Source organism: Streptomyces sp. NPDC102259 (assembly GCF_044766465.1).
In the GTDB taxonomy this organism is placed as follows: domain Bacteria; phylum Actinomycetota; class Actinomycetes; order Streptomycetales; family Streptomycetaceae; genus Streptomyces.
Genome location: NZ_JBIWMA010000001.1, coordinates 730,965 through 747,342 on the forward strand (window position 1 = coordinate 730,965; position 16,378 = coordinate 747,342).

14 protein-coding genes are annotated in these 16,378 nt (G+C 69.7%); 11 read left to right on the plus strand and 3 right to left on the minus strand.

The window, feature by feature from the left end; all coding sequences use genetic code 11:
* The first annotated feature begins 3 nt into the window (after positions 1–3).
* Positions 4–1,623, plus strand: a complete 1,620-nt coding sequence (locus ACIRPU_RS03310; protein ID WP_403860961.1) for an MFS transporter — start codon at positions 4–6, stop codon at positions 1,621–1,623.
* Between the two features lie 230 nt (positions 1,624–1,853).
* Entirely contained in the window at positions 1,854–2,159 is a 306-nt protein-coding gene (locus ACIRPU_RS03315) for a small hydrophobic protein (RefSeq protein WP_355708406.1), read from the plus strand.
* A gap of 39 nt (positions 2,160–2,198) precedes the next feature.
* Here ACIRPU_RS03315 and ACIRPU_RS03320 read toward each other — a convergent pair whose 3' ends face one another.
* Together ACIRPU_RS03320 and aceE are read right to left on the minus strand one after the other, a co-directional pair.
* Positions 2,199–3,011: a potassium channel family protein gene (locus tag ACIRPU_RS03320; RefSeq protein ID WP_403860965.1), complete on the minus strand. Its 813-nt coding sequence runs from the start codon at positions 3,009–3,011 to the stop codon at positions 2,199–2,201.
* A 69-nt stretch (positions 3,012–3,080) separates the two neighbouring features.
* Positions 3,081–5,828, minus strand: a complete 2,748-nt coding sequence (aceE, locus tag ACIRPU_RS03325; RefSeq protein WP_403860968.1) for a pyruvate dehydrogenase (acetyl-transferring), homodimeric type — start codon at positions 5,826–5,828, stop codon at positions 3,081–3,083.
* Between the two features lie 406 nt (positions 5,829–6,234).
* Here aceE and ACIRPU_RS03330 point away from each other — a divergent pair, with 406 nt between their 5' ends.
* From ACIRPU_RS03330 to ACIRPU_RS03355, 6 genes are all read left to right on the plus strand, one after another.
* A complete protein-coding gene (locus ACIRPU_RS03330; protein ID WP_403860971.1) occupies positions 6,235–6,672 on the plus strand; it encodes a DUF3052 domain-containing protein in 438 nt (145 codons plus the stop codon).
* Positions 6,673–6,816: 144 nt separating this feature from the next.
* Positions 6,817–7,284: a peroxiredoxin gene (locus tag ACIRPU_RS03335; protein WP_355708400.1), complete on the plus strand. Its 468-nt coding sequence runs from the start codon at positions 6,817–6,819 to the stop codon at positions 7,282–7,284.
* 112 nt (positions 7,285–7,396) lie between these two features.
* Positions 7,397–7,972 carry a TerD family protein gene (locus ACIRPU_RS03340; protein WP_062649187.1) on the plus strand — a complete coding sequence of 192 codons (576 nt, stop codon included), beginning with the start codon at positions 7,397–7,399 and terminating at the stop codon, positions 7,970–7,972.
* A 120-nt stretch (positions 7,973–8,092) separates the two neighbouring features.
* Complete coding sequence (locus ACIRPU_RS03345) at positions 8,093–8,668, plus strand: TerD family protein (protein ID WP_403860975.1); 576 nt, start codon at positions 8,093–8,095, stop codon at positions 8,666–8,668.
* Positions 8,669–8,741: 73 nt separating this feature from the next.
* Positions 8,742–9,890, plus strand: a complete 1,149-nt coding sequence (locus ACIRPU_RS03350; RefSeq protein ID WP_403860978.1) for a DUF475 domain-containing protein — start codon at positions 8,742–8,744, stop codon at positions 9,888–9,890.
* A 100-nt stretch (positions 9,891–9,990) separates the two neighbouring features.
* Positions 9,991–10,728 (plus strand): Tellurium resistance, encoded by a 738-nt coding sequence (locus ACIRPU_RS03355; protein ID WP_403860981.1) that lies wholly within the window; start codon positions 9,991–9,993, stop codon positions 10,726–10,728.
* Between the two features lie 93 nt (positions 10,729–10,821).
* Here the strand turns inward: ACIRPU_RS03355 and ACIRPU_RS03360 are convergent, their stop codons facing one another.
* Positions 10,822–11,562 carry a TerD family protein gene (locus ACIRPU_RS03360; protein WP_355708391.1) on the minus strand — a complete coding sequence of 247 codons (741 nt, stop codon included), beginning with the start codon at positions 11,560–11,562 and terminating at the stop codon, positions 10,822–10,824.
* A gap of 176 nt (positions 11,563–11,738) precedes the next feature.
* On the opposite strand from ACIRPU_RS03360, the gene ACIRPU_RS03365 reads away from it, so the two are divergent.
* The 3 genes from ACIRPU_RS03365 to ACIRPU_RS03375 are packed head-to-tail and all read left to right on the plus strand — an operon-like array spanning position 11,739 to position 16,371.
* Positions 11,739–12,914 carry an HpcH/HpaI aldolase/citrate lyase family protein gene (locus tag ACIRPU_RS03365; RefSeq protein ID WP_403860984.1) on the plus strand — a complete coding sequence of 392 codons (1,176 nt, stop codon included), beginning with the start codon at positions 11,739–11,741 and terminating at the stop codon, positions 12,912–12,914.
* Positions 12,915–12,940: 26 nt separating this feature from the next.
* Entirely contained in the window at positions 12,941–15,571 is a 2,631-nt protein-coding gene (locus ACIRPU_RS03370; RefSeq protein ID WP_403860987.1) for a phosphoribosyltransferase, read from the plus strand.
* Positions 15,571–16,371 carry an HAD family hydrolase gene (locus ACIRPU_RS03375; RefSeq protein ID WP_355708385.1) on the plus strand — a complete coding sequence of 267 codons (801 nt, stop codon included), beginning with the start codon at positions 15,571–15,573 and terminating at the stop codon, positions 16,369–16,371. The genes ACIRPU_RS03370 and ACIRPU_RS03375 overlap by 1 nt, the downstream gene beginning before the upstream one ends.
* Positions 16,372–16,378 lie beyond the last annotated feature (7 nt).

The following is a 16,378-nucleotide window of genomic DNA, read 5'->3' on the forward strand; positions in this document are numbered from 1 at the left end:
CTCATGACCAGTCAGACGACCATCGACGCGACGGGACCGGGCGGCAAGGCACCGTCGGACCCGTCGGACGGCCCGCCCGCCAAGGGGCTGCGCGGCCACCCCTGGTTCACCCTCGTCACCGTCGCCGTCGGCGTCATGATGGTGGCCCTCGACGGCACCATCGTGGCCATCGCCAACCCGGCCATCGCCAGCGACCTGGGCGCCACCTTCGCCGAGGTCCAGTGGATCACCAACGCCTACTTCCTCGCCCTCGCGGTCTCCCTGATCACCGCGGGCAAGCTCGGTGACCGCTTCGGCCACCGCCAGACGTTCCTGATAGGCGTCGTCGGCTTCGCCGCCGCCTCCGGCGCGATCGGCCTGTCCAGCAGCATCGGCGCGGTCGTCGCGTTCCGTGCGCTCCAGGGACTGTTCGGCGCCCTGCTGATGCCGGCCGCGCTCGGTCTGCTGCGCGCGACCTTCCCGGCCGAGAAGCTCAACATGGCCATCGGCCTGTGGGGCATGGTCATCGGCGCGTCCACCGCCGGCGGCCCGATCCTCGGCGGGGTCCTCGTCGAGCACGTCAACTGGCAGTCGGTGTTCTTCATCAACGTGCCGGTCGGCGCCCTCGCCCTGGTCCTCGGCGCGGTGATCCTGCTCGACCACCGCGCCGAGAACGCCCCGCGCTCCTTCGACCTGCTCGGCATCGCCTTCCTCTCGGGCGCGATGTTCTGCCTGGTCTGGGCCCTGATCAAGGCGCCGACCTGGGGCTGGGCAGACGTCCTGACCTGGGCGTTCCTGGTCGGCTCCGTCGTGCTCTTCGCGGCCTTCGCCTTCTGGGAGACCAAGGTGAAGGAGCCGCTCATCCCGCTGGGGCTGTTCCGCTCCGTCCCGCTGTCGGCGGGTGTGGTCCTCATGGTCCTGATGGCGATCGCCTTCATGGGCGGCCTGTTCTTCGTGACGTTCTACCTGCAGAACGTGCACGGCATGAGCCCGATCGACGCGGGTCTGCACCTGCTTCCGCTGACCGGCATGATGATCGTCGGCTCCCCGCTCGCGGGCGCGGCGATCACCAAGCTGGGCCCGCGCATCCCGCTCGCGGGCGGTATGGCCGCCACCGCGCTCGCCATGTACGGCATGTCCACGCTGGAGACGGACACCGGCAGCGGTGTCATGTCGATCTGGTTCGCCCTGCTGGGCTTCGGCCTCGCCCCGGTCATGGTCGGCGCGACGGAGGTCATCGTCGGCAACGCCCCCATGGAGCTGTCCGGTGTCGCGGGCGGGCTCCAGCAGGCGGCCATGCAGATCGGCGGCAGCCTCGGCACGGCCGTCCTGGGCGCCGTGATGGCCTCCAAGGTGGACGGTGACCTGCCCGGCAACTGGACGGGCGCGGGCCTGCCCGAGCTCACCCCCGCCCAGCTGGACCAGGCCTCCGAGGCGGTTCAGGTCGGCGTGGCGCCGGTGGCGAAGGGCACCCCCGAAGCGATCGCCGCGAAGATCACGGACGTCGCCCACGACACGTTCATCTCCGGGATGAGCCTGGCCTCCCTGGTCGCCGCCGGGGTGGCGGTCGTCGCCGTGTTCGTCGCGCTGCTCACCAAGCGGGGCGAGAACGCGGAGGCGGGCGCGGGCGCGGGTCACATCTGACGGAACTTCAACAAGTTTCCCCTATCAGGGTGACGACGCTAAAGGTTCCTCGCATCCGGCACGCGTCGCAGGTCACAGTTAGTCAAGCCCTCCGGATGGGAGGGCGGCCAGGGCCGCGGCGCGCTGCCGGAGGGGGACAGCGCGCCGACTGCCCGGCAACTGCGGGGAATGTTCCGCGTGTCGCGGGTACCCGACTATCAACACATCCCCGGAATCCAGGGAGTTGTTCGATGGCCGGCTTCGGAAACGGCACGCGCAGGTACCCCCGCTCACGTGGCCGCATGGGGTCACGGACCGGGCCGGATCGCGCGACGCTCGGCATCGTCGGCCTCGTGTGCGCGGTCGCCGGATTCTTCGCGCTGGGGATCGTCCTCGGCCCGGCGGCGATCGTCTGCGGCTGGCTGGCCATGGGCCGCAGCTGGGCGGGCTCCCGTCCGGTACCGGCCCTGGTCGCCGTCGCACTCGGCGCGATCGACACCCTGCTGGCGATCATCTGGCTGGCGGGAGCGGCAGGCACGGGCAACGGGCTGCTGTAGCGCCGGCCGTCGCCTTCGGGCCCGCCGGGCCCACCGGGCTCACCGGGACGGTTGGTGGGTGGTGGGCAGGGGCGCGGACGGTTGATGGGTGGACAGGGGCGCGGGTCCAGGGGGCAGTGCCCCCCGGGGCCCGTCCCGCAGCGCCGCCACCTCCGCCCGCAGGGCCCGCACCTCCTGCGTCAGGGCCAGGATCGCCTCCGTCTGGGCGCGTTCCTCGACGTCGTCCTTGTCGAACCGGGCGATGAACCACGCGGCGATGTTCGCGGTCACGACACCGAGCAGCGCGATCCCGGAGAGCATCAGCCCGACGGCGATCAGCCGCCCCAGTCCGGTGGTCGGCGCGTGGTCCCCGTATCCCACGGTCGTCATCGTCGTGAACGACCACCACAACGCGTCACCCAGCGTGCGGATGTTCCCGTCGGGCGACTCCCGCTCGACGGACAGCACGGCGAGGGACCCGAACATCAGCAGCCCGACGACCGCCCCCACGACATACGTCGTCATCCGGATCTGCGAGGCCATCCGCGCCCGCCGCCCCACCAGCAGCAGCGTCGAGACCAGCCGCAGCAGCTTGAGCTGCTGTGCCAGCGGCAGCACCACCGCGCACAGGTCCAGCCAGTGCGTCCGCACGAACCGCCCCCGGTCGGGCGCCAGCGCCAGCCGGACCACGTAGTCCGCGGCGAACGCCCCCCACACCACCCACTCCACCGCGGTGCAGGCGGTGGTCAGCCCGTGGTCGGCCGAGGTGTCCACGATCGGAACGGCGTAGGCGACGGCGAACACCACGGCGAGGGCCAGCAACGGCCGCTGGGTCCAGAGCTCCCACCGACTCTGCGCCGATTGTTCTTGCATGCCCGCATCGTAAAGAACGAGTAAGGGGTGGTGGAGCCGCAGCTCCACCACCCCTGCGTGCGCCCCGCGCTACGCGTCGCCGCCCGCCGCACCCGGGTCGGCCGCCGACACGTCCAGCAGCTGGTACCGGTCGATGGCCTGCTTCAGCAGCGACCGGTCGACCTTGCCCTCCCGCGCCAGCTCCGTCAGCACCCCCACGACGATCGACTGGGCGTCGATGTGGAAGAAGCGGCGAGCCGCTCCCCGGGTGTCCGCGAAGCCGAAGCCGTCCGCGCCCAGCGACTGGTACGTGCCCGGCACCCAGCGCGCGATCTGGTCCGGCACCGACCGCATCCAGTCCGAGACGGCCACGAACGGCCCCTGGGCCCCGGTCAGCTTCCGCGTCACGTACGGCACCCGCTGCTCCTCCTCCGGGTGCAGCAGGTTGTGCCGCTCGACCTCGACGGCCTCGCGCCGCAGCTCGTTCCAGGAGGTCGCGGACCAGACGTCCGCCTTGACGTCCCAGTCCTCGGCGAGGATCTTCTGCGCCTCGACCGCCCAGGGGACGGCCACACCGGAGGCGAGGATCTGCGCCGGGATCGACCCCGAGGTGCCCGCGCTGAAGCGGTGGACGCCCTTGAGGATGCCCTCGACGTCCACGTCGTCCGGCTCGGCCGGGTGCTGGATCGGCTCGTTGTAGACGGTCAGGTAGTAGAAGACGTCCTCGCCGTGCGGATGCTCGGCGGAACTGCCGTACATCCTGCGCAGACCGTCCCGCACGATGTGCGCGATCTCGAAGCCGAAGGCCGGGTCGTAGGCGACACAGCCCGGGTTCGTGGAGGCGAGCAGCTGCGAGTGGCCGTCCGCGTGTTGGAGACCCTCACCGGTCAGGGTCGTACGGCCGGCGGTCGCGCCCAGTACGAAACCGCGCGCCAGCTGGTCCGACATCTGCCAGAACTGGTCGCCGGTCCGCTGGAAACCGAACATCGAGTAGAAGACGTAGACCGGGATCAGCGGCTCGCCATGGGTGGCGTACGCGGAGCCCGCCGCGATCAGGGACGCCGTGCAGCCGGCCTCCGAGATGCCGTCGTGCAGCATCTGCCCGGTCGGCGACTCCTTGTAGGCGAGCAGCAGATCCCGGTCCACCGCCTCGTACTGCTGGCCGAGCGGGTTGTAGATCTTCGCACTCGGGAAGAAGGAGTCCATGCCGAACGTGCGGTACTCGTCCGGCGCGATCAGCACGAAGCGCTTGCCGAGCTCCTTGTCCCGCATGAGGTCCTTGAGGAGCCGCACAAAGGCCATGGTCGTCGCGATGGACTGCTGGCCCGAGCCCTTCTTCACACTCGCGTACGTCTTGTCGTCCGGCAGCGCGAGCGGCTTGGAGCGCACGACACGGGTCGGGACATAGCCGCCGAGGCCCTTGCGGCGGTCGTGCATGTACTGGATCTCCTCCGAGTTCCGCCCGGGGTGGAAGTACGGCGGGAGGCCGCCCTCCAGCTCCTTGTCGGAGATCGGCAGGTGCAGCCGGTCGCGGAAGCCCTTGAGGTCGGAGACCGTCAGCTTCTTCATCTGGTGGGTGGCGTTGCGGCCCTCGAAGTTCGGCCCCAGCGTCCAGCCCTTGACCGTCTTGGCGAGGATGACCGTCGGCTGGCCGGTGTGCTCCACGGCCGCCTTGAACGCCGCGTAGATCTTCCGGTGGTCGTGACCGCCACGGCCCAGGTGCAGGATCTGGTCGTCGGTCATGCCCTCGACCATCGCGCGCAGCCGCTGGTCGTCGCCGAAGAAGTGGTCGCGGATGTAGGCGCCGGACTCGGTGGCGTAGGTCTGGTACTGGCCGTCCGGCGTCGTGTTCATCCGGTTGACGAGGGTGCCGTCGCGGTCCTGCGCGAGCAGCGGGTCCCAGGAGCGGTCCCAGATCAGCTTGATCACGTTCCAGCCGGCGCCCCGGAAGACCGACTCCAGCTCCTGGATGACCTTGCCGTTGCCGCGCACCGGGCCGTCCAGCCGCTGGAGGTTGCAGTTGACGACGAAGGTCAGGTTGTCCAGGCCCTCGCGCGCGGCGATGGTCAGCTGGCCGAGCGACTCCGGCTCGTCCATCTCGCCGTCGCCGAGGAACGCCCACACATGCGACTTCGACGTGTCGGCGATCCCGCGCGCGTGCATGTAGCGGTTCATCCGCGCCTGGTAGATCGCGCCGATCGGGCCGAGGCCCATCGACACGGTCGGGAACTCCCAGAAGTCCGGCATCAGACGCGGGTGCGGGTACGAGGACAGCCCGTGCGGCGCCTTCGACTTCTCCTGGCGGAACGCGTCCAGGTTCTGCTCGCTCAGCCGGTCGAGCAGGAACGCGCGCGCATAGATGCCCGGGGAGGCGTGGCCCTGGAAGAAGACCTGGTCGCCGCCGTCGCCCTCGTCCTTGCCGCGGAAGAAGTGATTGAAGCCGACGTCGTAGAGGGACGCGGAGGAGGCGAAGGTGGCGATGTGGCCGCCGACCCCGATGCCCGGCCGCTGGGCCCTGGACACCATCACGGCCGCGTTCCAGCGGGTCGCGTTGAGGATCCGGCGCTCGATCTCCTCGTTGCCCGGGAAGAAGGGCTCGGCCCTGGTGGGGATGGTGTTGACGTAGTCCGTGCTGCGCATCTCGGGCACGGCCACGCGCTTCTCGCGGGCCCGTTCGATCAGCCGGAGCATCAGATAGCGGGCCCGCTCCCGGCCGCGCTCGTCGATCGCGGCGTCGAGGGAGTCGAGCCACTCTTGGGTTTCCTCGGGGTCGAAGTCAGGAACCTGACTCGGAAGGCCGCCAATGATGATCGGGTTGCGATCGGATCCGGAAGCCACGCTGTTCCTTACCTGTCAGAGGGCTGTGTGGGACGGTGTTTCTCGTTCGCGCCTCGCGGGCGCCTCGCGGGGGTGTCTCGGCGACTCTCCCGTGCCTGCACCGCCCCCATCGTGTACCTAGGGGCCGCAAACGTCATCTCTACCCCGAGGTAACCGGCACTCGTTCGAATCTCGTACCCTTGGATGGTTCTCAAATGCGCAAACAGGGCAGATAGGTGTGGTGTACGTCACCATCCGTCCGAATCGCGTGCCTGGAGTTGCGTCGACACGGCCAGGATCGTCACCGTTTCGGCGGTCCGAACCGCCGGGTACTTGCGCGATCCGTCCCGCCCGTGTGGACTACGGCCAATGCCTCGCGCACGCGCGTGGCTGAGTTATTCCCCAAAACATGATCAGGAGGCAACCCGTGAGCGCGACCGCGGACCACGCGGAGGAGCGGACCAGCCCTGCCGTCAGGCTGGGTTTCCAGCCCGAGCAGGTGGTCCAGGAGATCGGCTACGACGATGACGTCGACCAGGAGCTCCGCGAGTCCATTGAGGAAGTCATCGGCAGCGATCTGGTGGACGAGGACTACGACGACGTCGCCGACGCCGTGATGCTCTGGTTCCGCGACGATGACGGAGACCTGACGGATGCGCTGGTGGACGCCACCACGTACATCGAAGAAGGCGGGTCGATCCTCCTCCTGACGCCGAAGACCGGCCGTACGGGATACGTGGAGCCGAGCGACATCTCCGAAGCCTCGACGACTGCGGGTCTGTCGGCCAGCAAGAGCGTCAGCGTGGGCAAGGACTGGAGTGGCAGTCGGCTGGTGACGCCCAAGGCCGCGAAGTCCAAGAAGTGACGTCCAGGGAGTGACGTCCGAAGAAGTGATGTGAAGTGACGCCGGACGGGCTGGGCACTCGTGCTCAGCCCGTCCGGCGGCCTTCGGTGGTCGCTGCGTAGGGTGGACTCACCCAGACAGCCCCACCGAAGGGACATCCACGCGATGGCGATCCAGGTCGGCGACAAGGCCCCCGACTTCGAGCTGAAGGACAACCACGGCCGGGCCGTGAAGCTCTCCGACTTCCGTGAGGGCGAGAACCCCAAGAACGTCGTCCTGCTCTTCTACCCCTTCGCCTTCACCGGCGTGTGCACCGGTGAGCTGTGCGAGGTGCGTGACAACCTGCCGAAGTTCGCCGACCGCGACACCCAGGTGCTCGCCGTCTCCAACGACTCCATCCACACCCTGCGCGTCTTCGCCGAGCAGGAGGGCCTGGAGTACCCGCTGCTGAGCGACTTCTGGCCGCACGGCGAGGTCAGCCGCGCCTACGGCGTCTTCGCCGAGGACAAGGGCTGCGCGGTGCGTGGCACCTTCGTCATCGACAAGGAGGGCCTGGTGCGCTGGACCGTCGTCAACGCACTGCCGGACGCCCGCGACCTCGGTGAGTACGTCGCCGCGCTCGACACCCTGTGATTCTTCCGCTCCAGGGCCTGCGTGGTGCGGGAACCCGTCACTAGGATCGAATCGTTGATCCGATATCCGACGCACCAGGGGCTCCCCGCCCCAGGACACCAATGGAGGACTTGTGGGAGTCAGCCTCAGCAAGGGCGGCAACGTATCGCTGACGAAGGAGGCCCCGGGCCTGACCGCGGTCATCGTCGGTCTGGGGTGGGACGTCCGCACCACGACCGGCACCGACTTCGACCTGGACGCCAGCGCGCTGCTGGTGAACAGCGCCGGCAAGGTCGCCAGCGACGCCAACTTCGTCTTCTTCAACAACCTCAAGAGCCCCGACGGCTCCGTCGAGCACACCGGTGACAACACCACCGGTGAGGGCGAGGGCGACGACGAGGCGATCAAGGTCAACCTCGCCGGGGTCCCGGCCGACGTCGACAAGATCGTCTTCCCGGTGTCGATCTACGACGCGGAGAACCGGCAGCAGTCCTTCGGCCAGGTGCGCAACGCGTTCATCCGCGTCGTGAACCAGGCCGGCGGCGCCGAGATCGCCCGCTACGACCTGAGCGAGGACGCGTCGACCGAGACCGCGATGGTCTTCGGCGAGCTGTACCGGCACGGCGCGGAGTGGAAGTTCCGGGCCATCGGCCAGGGCTACGCGTCGGGCCTGCGCGGTATCGCACAGGACTTCGGCGTCAACGTCTGAGTCACCCGCAGGGTCCGAAGGTCCGACCGCCCGGCGCCGCACCGTTTACGGGCGGCGCCGGACGTGCAGGACAACCGAAGAGGAAGCACCTGAGCACCACCTAGGGGAGGACCAGCAATCATGGGCGTCACGCTCGCCAAGGGAGGAAACGTCTCCCTGTCCAAGGCCGCGCCGAACCTCACTCAGGTGATGGTCGGACTCGGTTGGGACGCGCGCTCCACCACCGGAGCCGACTTCGACCTCGATGCCAGCGCGCTGCTGTGCAACAGCGGGCGGGTGATGGGGGACGAGTGGTTCGTCTTCTACAACCAGCTCAAGAGCCCGGACGGCTCGGTGGAGCACACCGGCGACAACCTCACCGGTGAGGGCGAGGGCGACGACGAGTCGCTGCTGGTGGACCTCTCCAAGGTGCCACCCCAGTGCGACAAGATCGTCTTCCCGGTCTCCATCCACATGGCCGACGAGCGGGGTCAGACCTTCGGTCAGGTCTCCAACGCGTTCATCCGCGTCGTCAACCAGGCCGACGGCCAGGAACTCGCCCGCTACGACCTGAGCGAGGACGCCGGCACGGAGACCGCGATGATCTTCGGTGAGCTCTATCGCTACCAGGGCGAATGGAAGTTCCGGGCCGTGGGGCAGGGGTACGCGTCGGGACTGCGGGGCATCGCTCTAGACTTCGGAGTCAACGTTTCGTAAAGCCGAGTACGGCGCGGGGGAAACCCTCCCCGAGCTTCGCTTGGGGGGACCCCCAGACACGATTGGGTAGCCAGTGCTTCTGAAAACCTTCGGCTGGTCGTTCGCGGTCACCGCGCTCGGCCTGGTCGCAGCGGTCTTCTACGGGGGGTGGGAGGCCCTCGGCATCGTGGCGATCCTCTGCGTCCTCGAGATCTCGCTGTCGTTCGACAACGCGGTGGTCAACGCCGGAATCCTGAAGAAGATGAGTGCCTTCTGGCAGAAGATCTTCCTCACGGTCGGTGTGCTGATCGCCGTCTTCGGCATGCGGCTGGTCTTTCCCGTCGTCATCGTCGCCATCAGTGCCAAGATCGGTCCGATCGACGCGGTCGACCTCGCGCTCAACGACAAGGACCAGTACCAGCAGCTGGTCACCGACGCCCACCCGTCGATCGCCGCCTTCGGTGGCATGTTCCTGCTGATGATCTTCCTGGACTTCATCTTCGAGGACCGGGACATCCAGTGGCTGCGCTGGATCGAGCGCCCGCTCGCCAAGCTCGGCAAGGTCGACATGCTGTCGGTCTGCATCGCGCTGATCGTCCTGCTGATCACCTCCTTCACCTTCGCGACCCACGCCCACCAGCACGGCGGCGCGCACGTCGACAAGGCGCAGACGGTCCTGATCTCCGGCATCGCCGGTCTGATCACGTACATGGTCGTCGGCGGTCTCTCCGGCTACTTCGAGGACAAGCTCGAGGAAGAGGAAGAACGCGAACACGAGGAGGAGGAAGAGGCCGCGCGCTCCGGCAAGCAGCGCCCGGCGGTCGTCCTGGCCGGTCAGGCCGCGTTCTTCATGTTCCTCTACCTCGAGGTCCTCGACGCGTCGTTCTCCTTCGACGGGGTGATCGGCGCCTTCGCCATCACCAACGACATCGTCCTGATGGCCCTCGGCCTCGGCGTCGGCGCCATGTACGTCCGGTCGCTCACCGTGTACCTGGTCCGTCAGGGGACCCTCGACGACTACGTCTACCTGGAGCACGGCGCGCACTACGCGATCGGCGCGCTGGCCGTACTCCTCATGGTCACCATCCAGTACCAGATCAACGAGGTCATCACCGGCCTCGTCGGCGTGGTCCTGATCGCCTGGTCCTTCTGGTCCTCCGTCCGCCGCAACCGCGCATTGGCGGCGGCCGAGGGAAAAGCCCAGGGCTCGGACGAGAAGACTGAGGTCTCGTCCGGGGTGTGATCACCTTTGGAGTGAGGAACGCTCTGAGCGGGGCGGCCGGTGAGGACGAGTCCTCCACCGGCCGCCCCGCCGGTTTTCATCAGTGGACGTGGGGGCGGGAATGGGCATCTTCGACGGGCTTCTGGGGAGCCGGGCGGCCGACTTCGACTCGGGCAACGCGGCCACCAACGCGATCGAACTGACCAAGCGGCATCATCAGGTCTCGCTGACCAAGCAGGGCGCCGCGACCGGCAACCTGCGCGTCAACCTGACCTGGCGGATGCGGACGTCCGACATCGGCGGACCGCAGCGGGAGAGCCTGCTGCGGCACCCCTTCAAGGCGCTGCGGCCGCCGGAGGTCGTCGGACACAGCCAGAGCATGGTGAACGTCGACCTCGACCTCGGCTGCCTGTACGAGCTGGCAGACGGCACGAAGGGGGTCGTGCAGCCGCTGGGCGGCCTGCTGGGCGACGTGAACGGGGCGCCCTACGTGAAGCTCAGCGGGGACGACCGGTTCGGTTCGGCGTCCGGCGAGACGATGTACGTGAACCTCGACCACCGGGAACAGATCAAGCGGCTGCTGGTCTTCGTCTACATCTACGACCAGACGCCGGCGTTCGACCGGACGCACGCGATCGTCACGCTGTACCCGAGCAACGGGCCGCGGATCGAGATAGGCCTCGACGAGCGGCACCCGCAGGCCCGGTCGTGCGCGGTGGTGATGATCGAGAACGTGAAGGACGAGCTCATCGTGCGGCGTGAGGTGCGGTTCGTGTACGGGTTCCAGGCGGAACTGGATCGCCTGTACGGCTGGGGGCTGCAGTGGGGCCGGGGCTACAAGACGAAGGCCGAGAAGTAGCGCCCTGGCAGCGCCCGAGCAGCGCTCGGCCGGTGACCCGGGCGGTACCCGGGGTGACTCGGGCGGTACCCGGGCCAGTGGCCCCCGGGCGGGTCACCGTCCGACGAACTGGGGGCCCTGCGGGGGGAGCCGGAAGGAGCCGTCCGGATAGCCGTAGCCGTAGGTCGGCAGACTGGCCGGGTAGCCGTACGCCGGCTGCTGGGGGACGGCCGAGGCCGGCTGCTCGGGCGGCAGGGGCTGGGACAGGCTGGGCGTCTGGGGGGCCGGCTCGGGGGCCGCGGCCGAGGCCTCCTCCGACTCGTCCACCGAGATGCCGAAGTCGGTGGCCAGGCCCTTGAGACCGTTGGAGTAGCCCTCGCCCAGGGCGCGGAACTTCCAGCCCTCTCCGCGCCGGTACAGCTCGCCGCAGATCAGTGCCGTCTCCTCGCCCGTCTCGGGGCGGATGTCGAACGTGGCCAGCGGCTCGTCGTCGGCTGCCGCGTCGTACAGCACGATGGTGAGGGAACGTACGCGGTCGAACGTCACGCCGTCCGCCGAAGCGACCAGCAGAATCTGGCCGACGCCGGACTCGACACCGGACAGATCTGTCTGGATGGTGTCCGTGAGGCCCTCGGCGACGCGTTTCTTGCCGAGCCGCCACACCTTCCCGGAAGGGTGCCGGGGCTGGTTGTAGAAGACGAAGTCCTCGTCGGAGCGCACACGGCCGTCGAGGCCGAGGAGCAGCGCCGAGGCGTCGACGTCCGGGACCCCCTGCCCGGGGGTCCAGCGCAGCACGGCGCGTACCGTGGTGGCTTTCAGCGGGACGTTCGACCCCTTCAGCATCGCGTGCGTCATGCGGTCATCCTGCCTTCTCGGGCCTGCTCACGACAACGCGGGGTACACGGCAAGTCTCATCCGCGAGTTACCTGAAGTTCATGCCGGGTGGGAACCTCTGACATGGATCCCTACGTACTATTACCGGCCACCTCATGCCGAATCCACAGACTTACCTTGCACCACGGGGGAGAATCATGCGTCATTTCGGGCACCTCGCCCCTGAGGTGCGACAGCGCCTCTTCTACCGGGAGCCGTGTGTCTTCGACGCGGACTCCCCGGCCAGGCTGCTCTCGGCGGCGCTGGGCGCCACGCTGTACAGCCCGGCCACTCGGCCCCGGCTGGCGGACGACATCGTCAAGCAGACCGGGCGCGGCGTGGTGTCGATGGTGCTGTGCCTGGAGGACTCCATCGGCGACGAGGACGTCGAGGCCGGTGAGGAGAACCTGGTCCGGCAGTTCGCCGACCTGGCGGCGCGCGGAGGCGCGGAGGGCGCGGAGCCGCCGCTGCTCTTCATCCGGGTACGGACGCCCGAGCAGATCCCCGACCTGGTCCGACGGCTCGGTCCCACCGTGGAGCTGCTGAGCGGGTTCGTCTTCCCGAAGTTCACCGAGGAGCGGGGCATCCCCTTCCTGGAGGCGCTGGCGGGCGCCGAGACGGCGAGCGGGCGGCGGCTGTTCGGCATGCCCGTCCTGGAGACGCCCGAGCTGATGTACCGCGAGTCGCGGGTGGACGCCCTGGAGGGCATCGCCCGCGCCGTCGACAAGTACCGCAGCCGGGTCCTCGCGCTGCGCCTCGGCGTGACCGACTTCTGCTCCTCGTACGGGCTGCGCAGAGCGCCCGACATGACCGCCTACGATGTCCAGATCGTCGCCTCCGTGATCGCCGACGTGGTGAACATGCTGGGCCGGGCCGACGGCACCGGGTTCACGGTGACCGGGCCGGTATGGGAGTACTTCCGGGTCCCCGAGCGCATGTTCAAGCCGATGTTGCGGCACAGCCCCTTCCTGGAGGGGCAGGCCGTCGAGCTGCGCGAGAAACTGATAGAGCACGCGATGGACGGGCTGCTGCGCGAGATCTCCCTGGATCACGCCAACGGTCTGCTGGGCAAGACCTGCATCCACCCCTCGCACGTGCCGGCCGTGCACGCGCTGTCCGTCGTCAGTCACGAGGAGTACAGCGACGCGGCGGACATCCTGCGGCCGGAACGCGGCGGCGGGGGTGTACTGCGGTCTCAGTACACGAACAAGATGAACGAGGTGAAGCCGCACCGCGCCTGGGCCGAGCGCACCATGCTCCGCGCCGAGGTCTTCGGTGTCGCGCACGAGGACGTCAGCTTCGTCGACCTGCTCGCCGCCGGCATACCCGGCTGAAGAACCACCTCACTCACAAGGGACGCATGAACAACGCAGTGAACAACGGGGACGACGACGGGATCTGGTCCGGGACGTGGGTCGCCGAGCGGCTGGGCGTCGAGCTCGTGGGCGACGACACGCTGACGGACCTGCTGGGACTGGCCCTGCGCCGCAACCCCAAGCGGGCGCATCTGCTGGTCTCCAACGTCCTGGGCAAGCACGTCCCGCAGTCACCGTCCGTGGTGCACGGCCACGGGTTCGCCCTGGGCCGCCGGGTGCGTGAGCTGCTCGGCGCCGAGGAGGCGGCCCAGGCGGTCGTCCTGGGCTACGCGGAGACCGCCACCGGCCTCGGCCACTCCGTCGCCGACGGCCTCGGCACCGCCCCCTACCTGCACTCCACCCGCCGCCCGGTCGCCGGGGTCGCGCAGGCGGGCGGCTTCGAGGAGTCCCACTCGCACGCGACCTCGCACCTGCTGCTGCCGGAGGACCCGGCGCTGCTGGTCGGGGACGGGCCGCTGGTCCTGGTCGACGACGAGTTCTCGACCGGCAACACGGTCCTGAACACCGTCCGGGCCCTGCACGAGCGCTATCCGAGGCGGCGCTACGTCGTCGTCGCCCTCGTGGACATGCGCTCGGCGGCGGACGCGGGCCGCCTGGACGATTTCGCCCGCGAGATCGGCGCCCGAGTGGACCTGGTCACCGCCGCCTCCGGCACGGTAAGGCTCCCCGAGGGGGTGCTGGAGAAGGGCCAGGAACTGGTCGCCCGGTACGAGGCCGAGGCCGCCGCGAGCGGTGATCTGCCGTCCGCGGGTTCGTCGGCGCCGGTCGCGCAGTTCCCCGCGTCCCCGGGGGAGGTCGCGGCCGACGCCCGCCTCAATGCCTCAGGGGCGCGGGGAACTGCGCGACAAGCCCCCCACGACCCGCACCCGGAGGACGACCGCGCCCGGCGGACGCGGCCCCGGGGCCGCATAACCCGCGTGAACCTCTTCTGGCCCCGCGGCCTCCCGGACGGCGGCCGGCACGGGTTCACGCCGACACACCGCCACCGCCTGGAGAGCGCGCTGCCCGCCATGACGGCCCGCCTCGCGGAGGCGATACCCGCCGACGCGCGAAGCGTCCTCGTGCTCGGCTTCGAGGAGCTGATGTACGCGCCGCTCAGGCTGGCCCGTGAGCTGGAGCAGGTGGTGGCCGCCGAGGTCCGCTCCTCGACCACCACCCGCTCTCCCGTCCTCGCGGTCGACGACCCCGGCTACGCGATACGCAGCCGCATCGTTTTCCCCGCGCACGACGACCCGGCCGACGGCCCCGGCGAGCGCTATGCCTATAACGTCGCGGGCAGTGGCTTCGACGCCGTCGTCGCCGTCGTGGACTCCGTGGCCGACACCCGGGAGCTGCACGCCCCCGGCGGCCTCCTGTCCCAGCTCGCCGCGCACACCCCGCACGTCGTCCTCGCGGTCGTGCCCTCGTACGTCCCCGAGCCGCTGTACGCAGCCGCCTTGTCGGAAGAGAGACCCGCCATGCTGCCCGAGCCCCTCCGCGGCCCCGCCTTCTCGTCGTACCCGCCCGAGGAGGTCGGCTGGCTGCTCCAGGACCTCTCGGACGTGACGCTGGAGGCGCCGACCGAGGAGCGGGAGGAGGCCATCCAGAGCGGCGGCGCGCACTACGCCGAGTCGCTGCCCGTCGAGTACCAGCCCAGCGAGCAGTACCAGGAGCTGTTCCAGGCGGCGCTGGAGACGTCGGCGGCGCGCATCGCGCAGGCCGTGGGCGTGGTCACGGAGACGGTGATCGCCGAGCGGTCCCCCCGGCCGGTGCTCGTCTCGCTCGCCCGGGCCGGCACCCCGGTCGGTGTGCTCATGCGCCGCTGGGCGCAGTTCCGGCACGGCCTCGACCTGCCGCACTACGCCGTGTCGATCGTGCGCGGCCGGGGCATCGACGCCAACGCGCTGCGGTGGCTGGCCGCCCATCACGACCCGCGTGACGTCGTCTTCGTCGACGGCTGGACCGGCAAGGGCGCGATCACCCGGGAACTGGCCGCGGCGATCGAGGAGTTCGAGGCGGGCGGCGGCGCGGCCGGTTTCGACGCGGAGATCGCGGTGCTGGCCGACCCGGGCTCGTGCGTGCGGACGTACGGCACCCGTGACGACTTCCTGATCCCGTCCGCCTGCCTCAACTCGACTGTCTCGGGGCTCATCTCGCGGACCGTGCTGCGGGCCGACCTGGTCGGGCCGAACGACTTCCACGGCGCGAAGTTCTACCGCGAGCTCGCCGGCACGGACGTCTCGGTGGCCTTCCTGGACGCCGTCGCCGCCCGTTTCCCGGAGGTCGCGGACGCGGTCGGCGGCGCGGTGAAGGAGCTGCTCGCCAGTGACCGCACGCCGAGCTGGGAGGGCTGGCGGGCCGTCGAGCGGATCAGCGAGGAGTACGGCATCCATGATGTGAACCTGGTCAAGCCCGGGGTCGGCGAGACCACCCGGGTGCTGCTGCGCCGGGTGCCGTGGAAGATCCTGGCGCGGGCCGGGGCGGGCGCCGACCTGGACCACGTACGGCTGCTCGCCGGACAGCGAGGGGTGCCCGTCGAGGAGGTCGGCGACCTGCCGTACACCTGTGTGGGGCTGATCCACCCGCAGTTCACCCGGGGCGCGACCGGCGCCGACGGCAAGGCGGTGACGGTCTGATGCCGGTTCTGGTGGCGAGCGATCTCGACCGTACGCTCATCTACTCGGCGGCCGCCCTGGCGCTGACCATGCCGGACGCGCGGGCGCCGCGGCTGCTGTGCGTGGAGGTGCACGAGGCGAGGCCGCTGTCGTTCATGACGGAGACGTCGGCGCAGCTGCTGACCGACCTCGGAGACCGGGCGGTGTTCGTGCCGACGACCACCCGGACGCGCAAGCAGTACCAGCGCATCAACCTGCCGGGCCCGGAGCCGAAGTACGCGATCTGCGCGAACGGCGGCCATCTGCTGGTCGACGGCGTGACCGATCCGGACTGGCACGCGAGTGTGCAGGCCAGGCTGGCCGACGAGTGCGCGCCGCTCGCGGAGGTCGAGGAGTACCTGGCGAAGACGGCGGACCCGTTCTGGCTGCGCAAGCAGCGGGTCGCCGAGGACCTGTTCGCCTATCTCGTCGTGGAGCGCGAGCTGCTGCCCGAGGAGTGGGTGAAGGAGCTCGCGGTCTGGGCGGAGAACCGCGGCTGGACCGTGTCGCTCCAGGGCCGCAAGGTCTACGCCGTGCCGAAGCCGCTGACCAAGAGCGCGGCCGTGCGCGAGGTGGCCCGCCGCACCGGCGCCGAACTGACGCTGGCGGCGGGCGACTCGCTGCTCGACGCCGACCTGCTGCTGGTCGCCGACCGGGGCTGGCGTCCCGGGCACGGCGAGCTGGCCGACGCCGACTGGACGGCCCCTGCCGTCACCGCTCTGCCCGAGCGGGGCGTGCTGGCCGGGGAGCGCATCCTGCGGGAGTTCCTGAAGAGTTCCTGAGAAATCG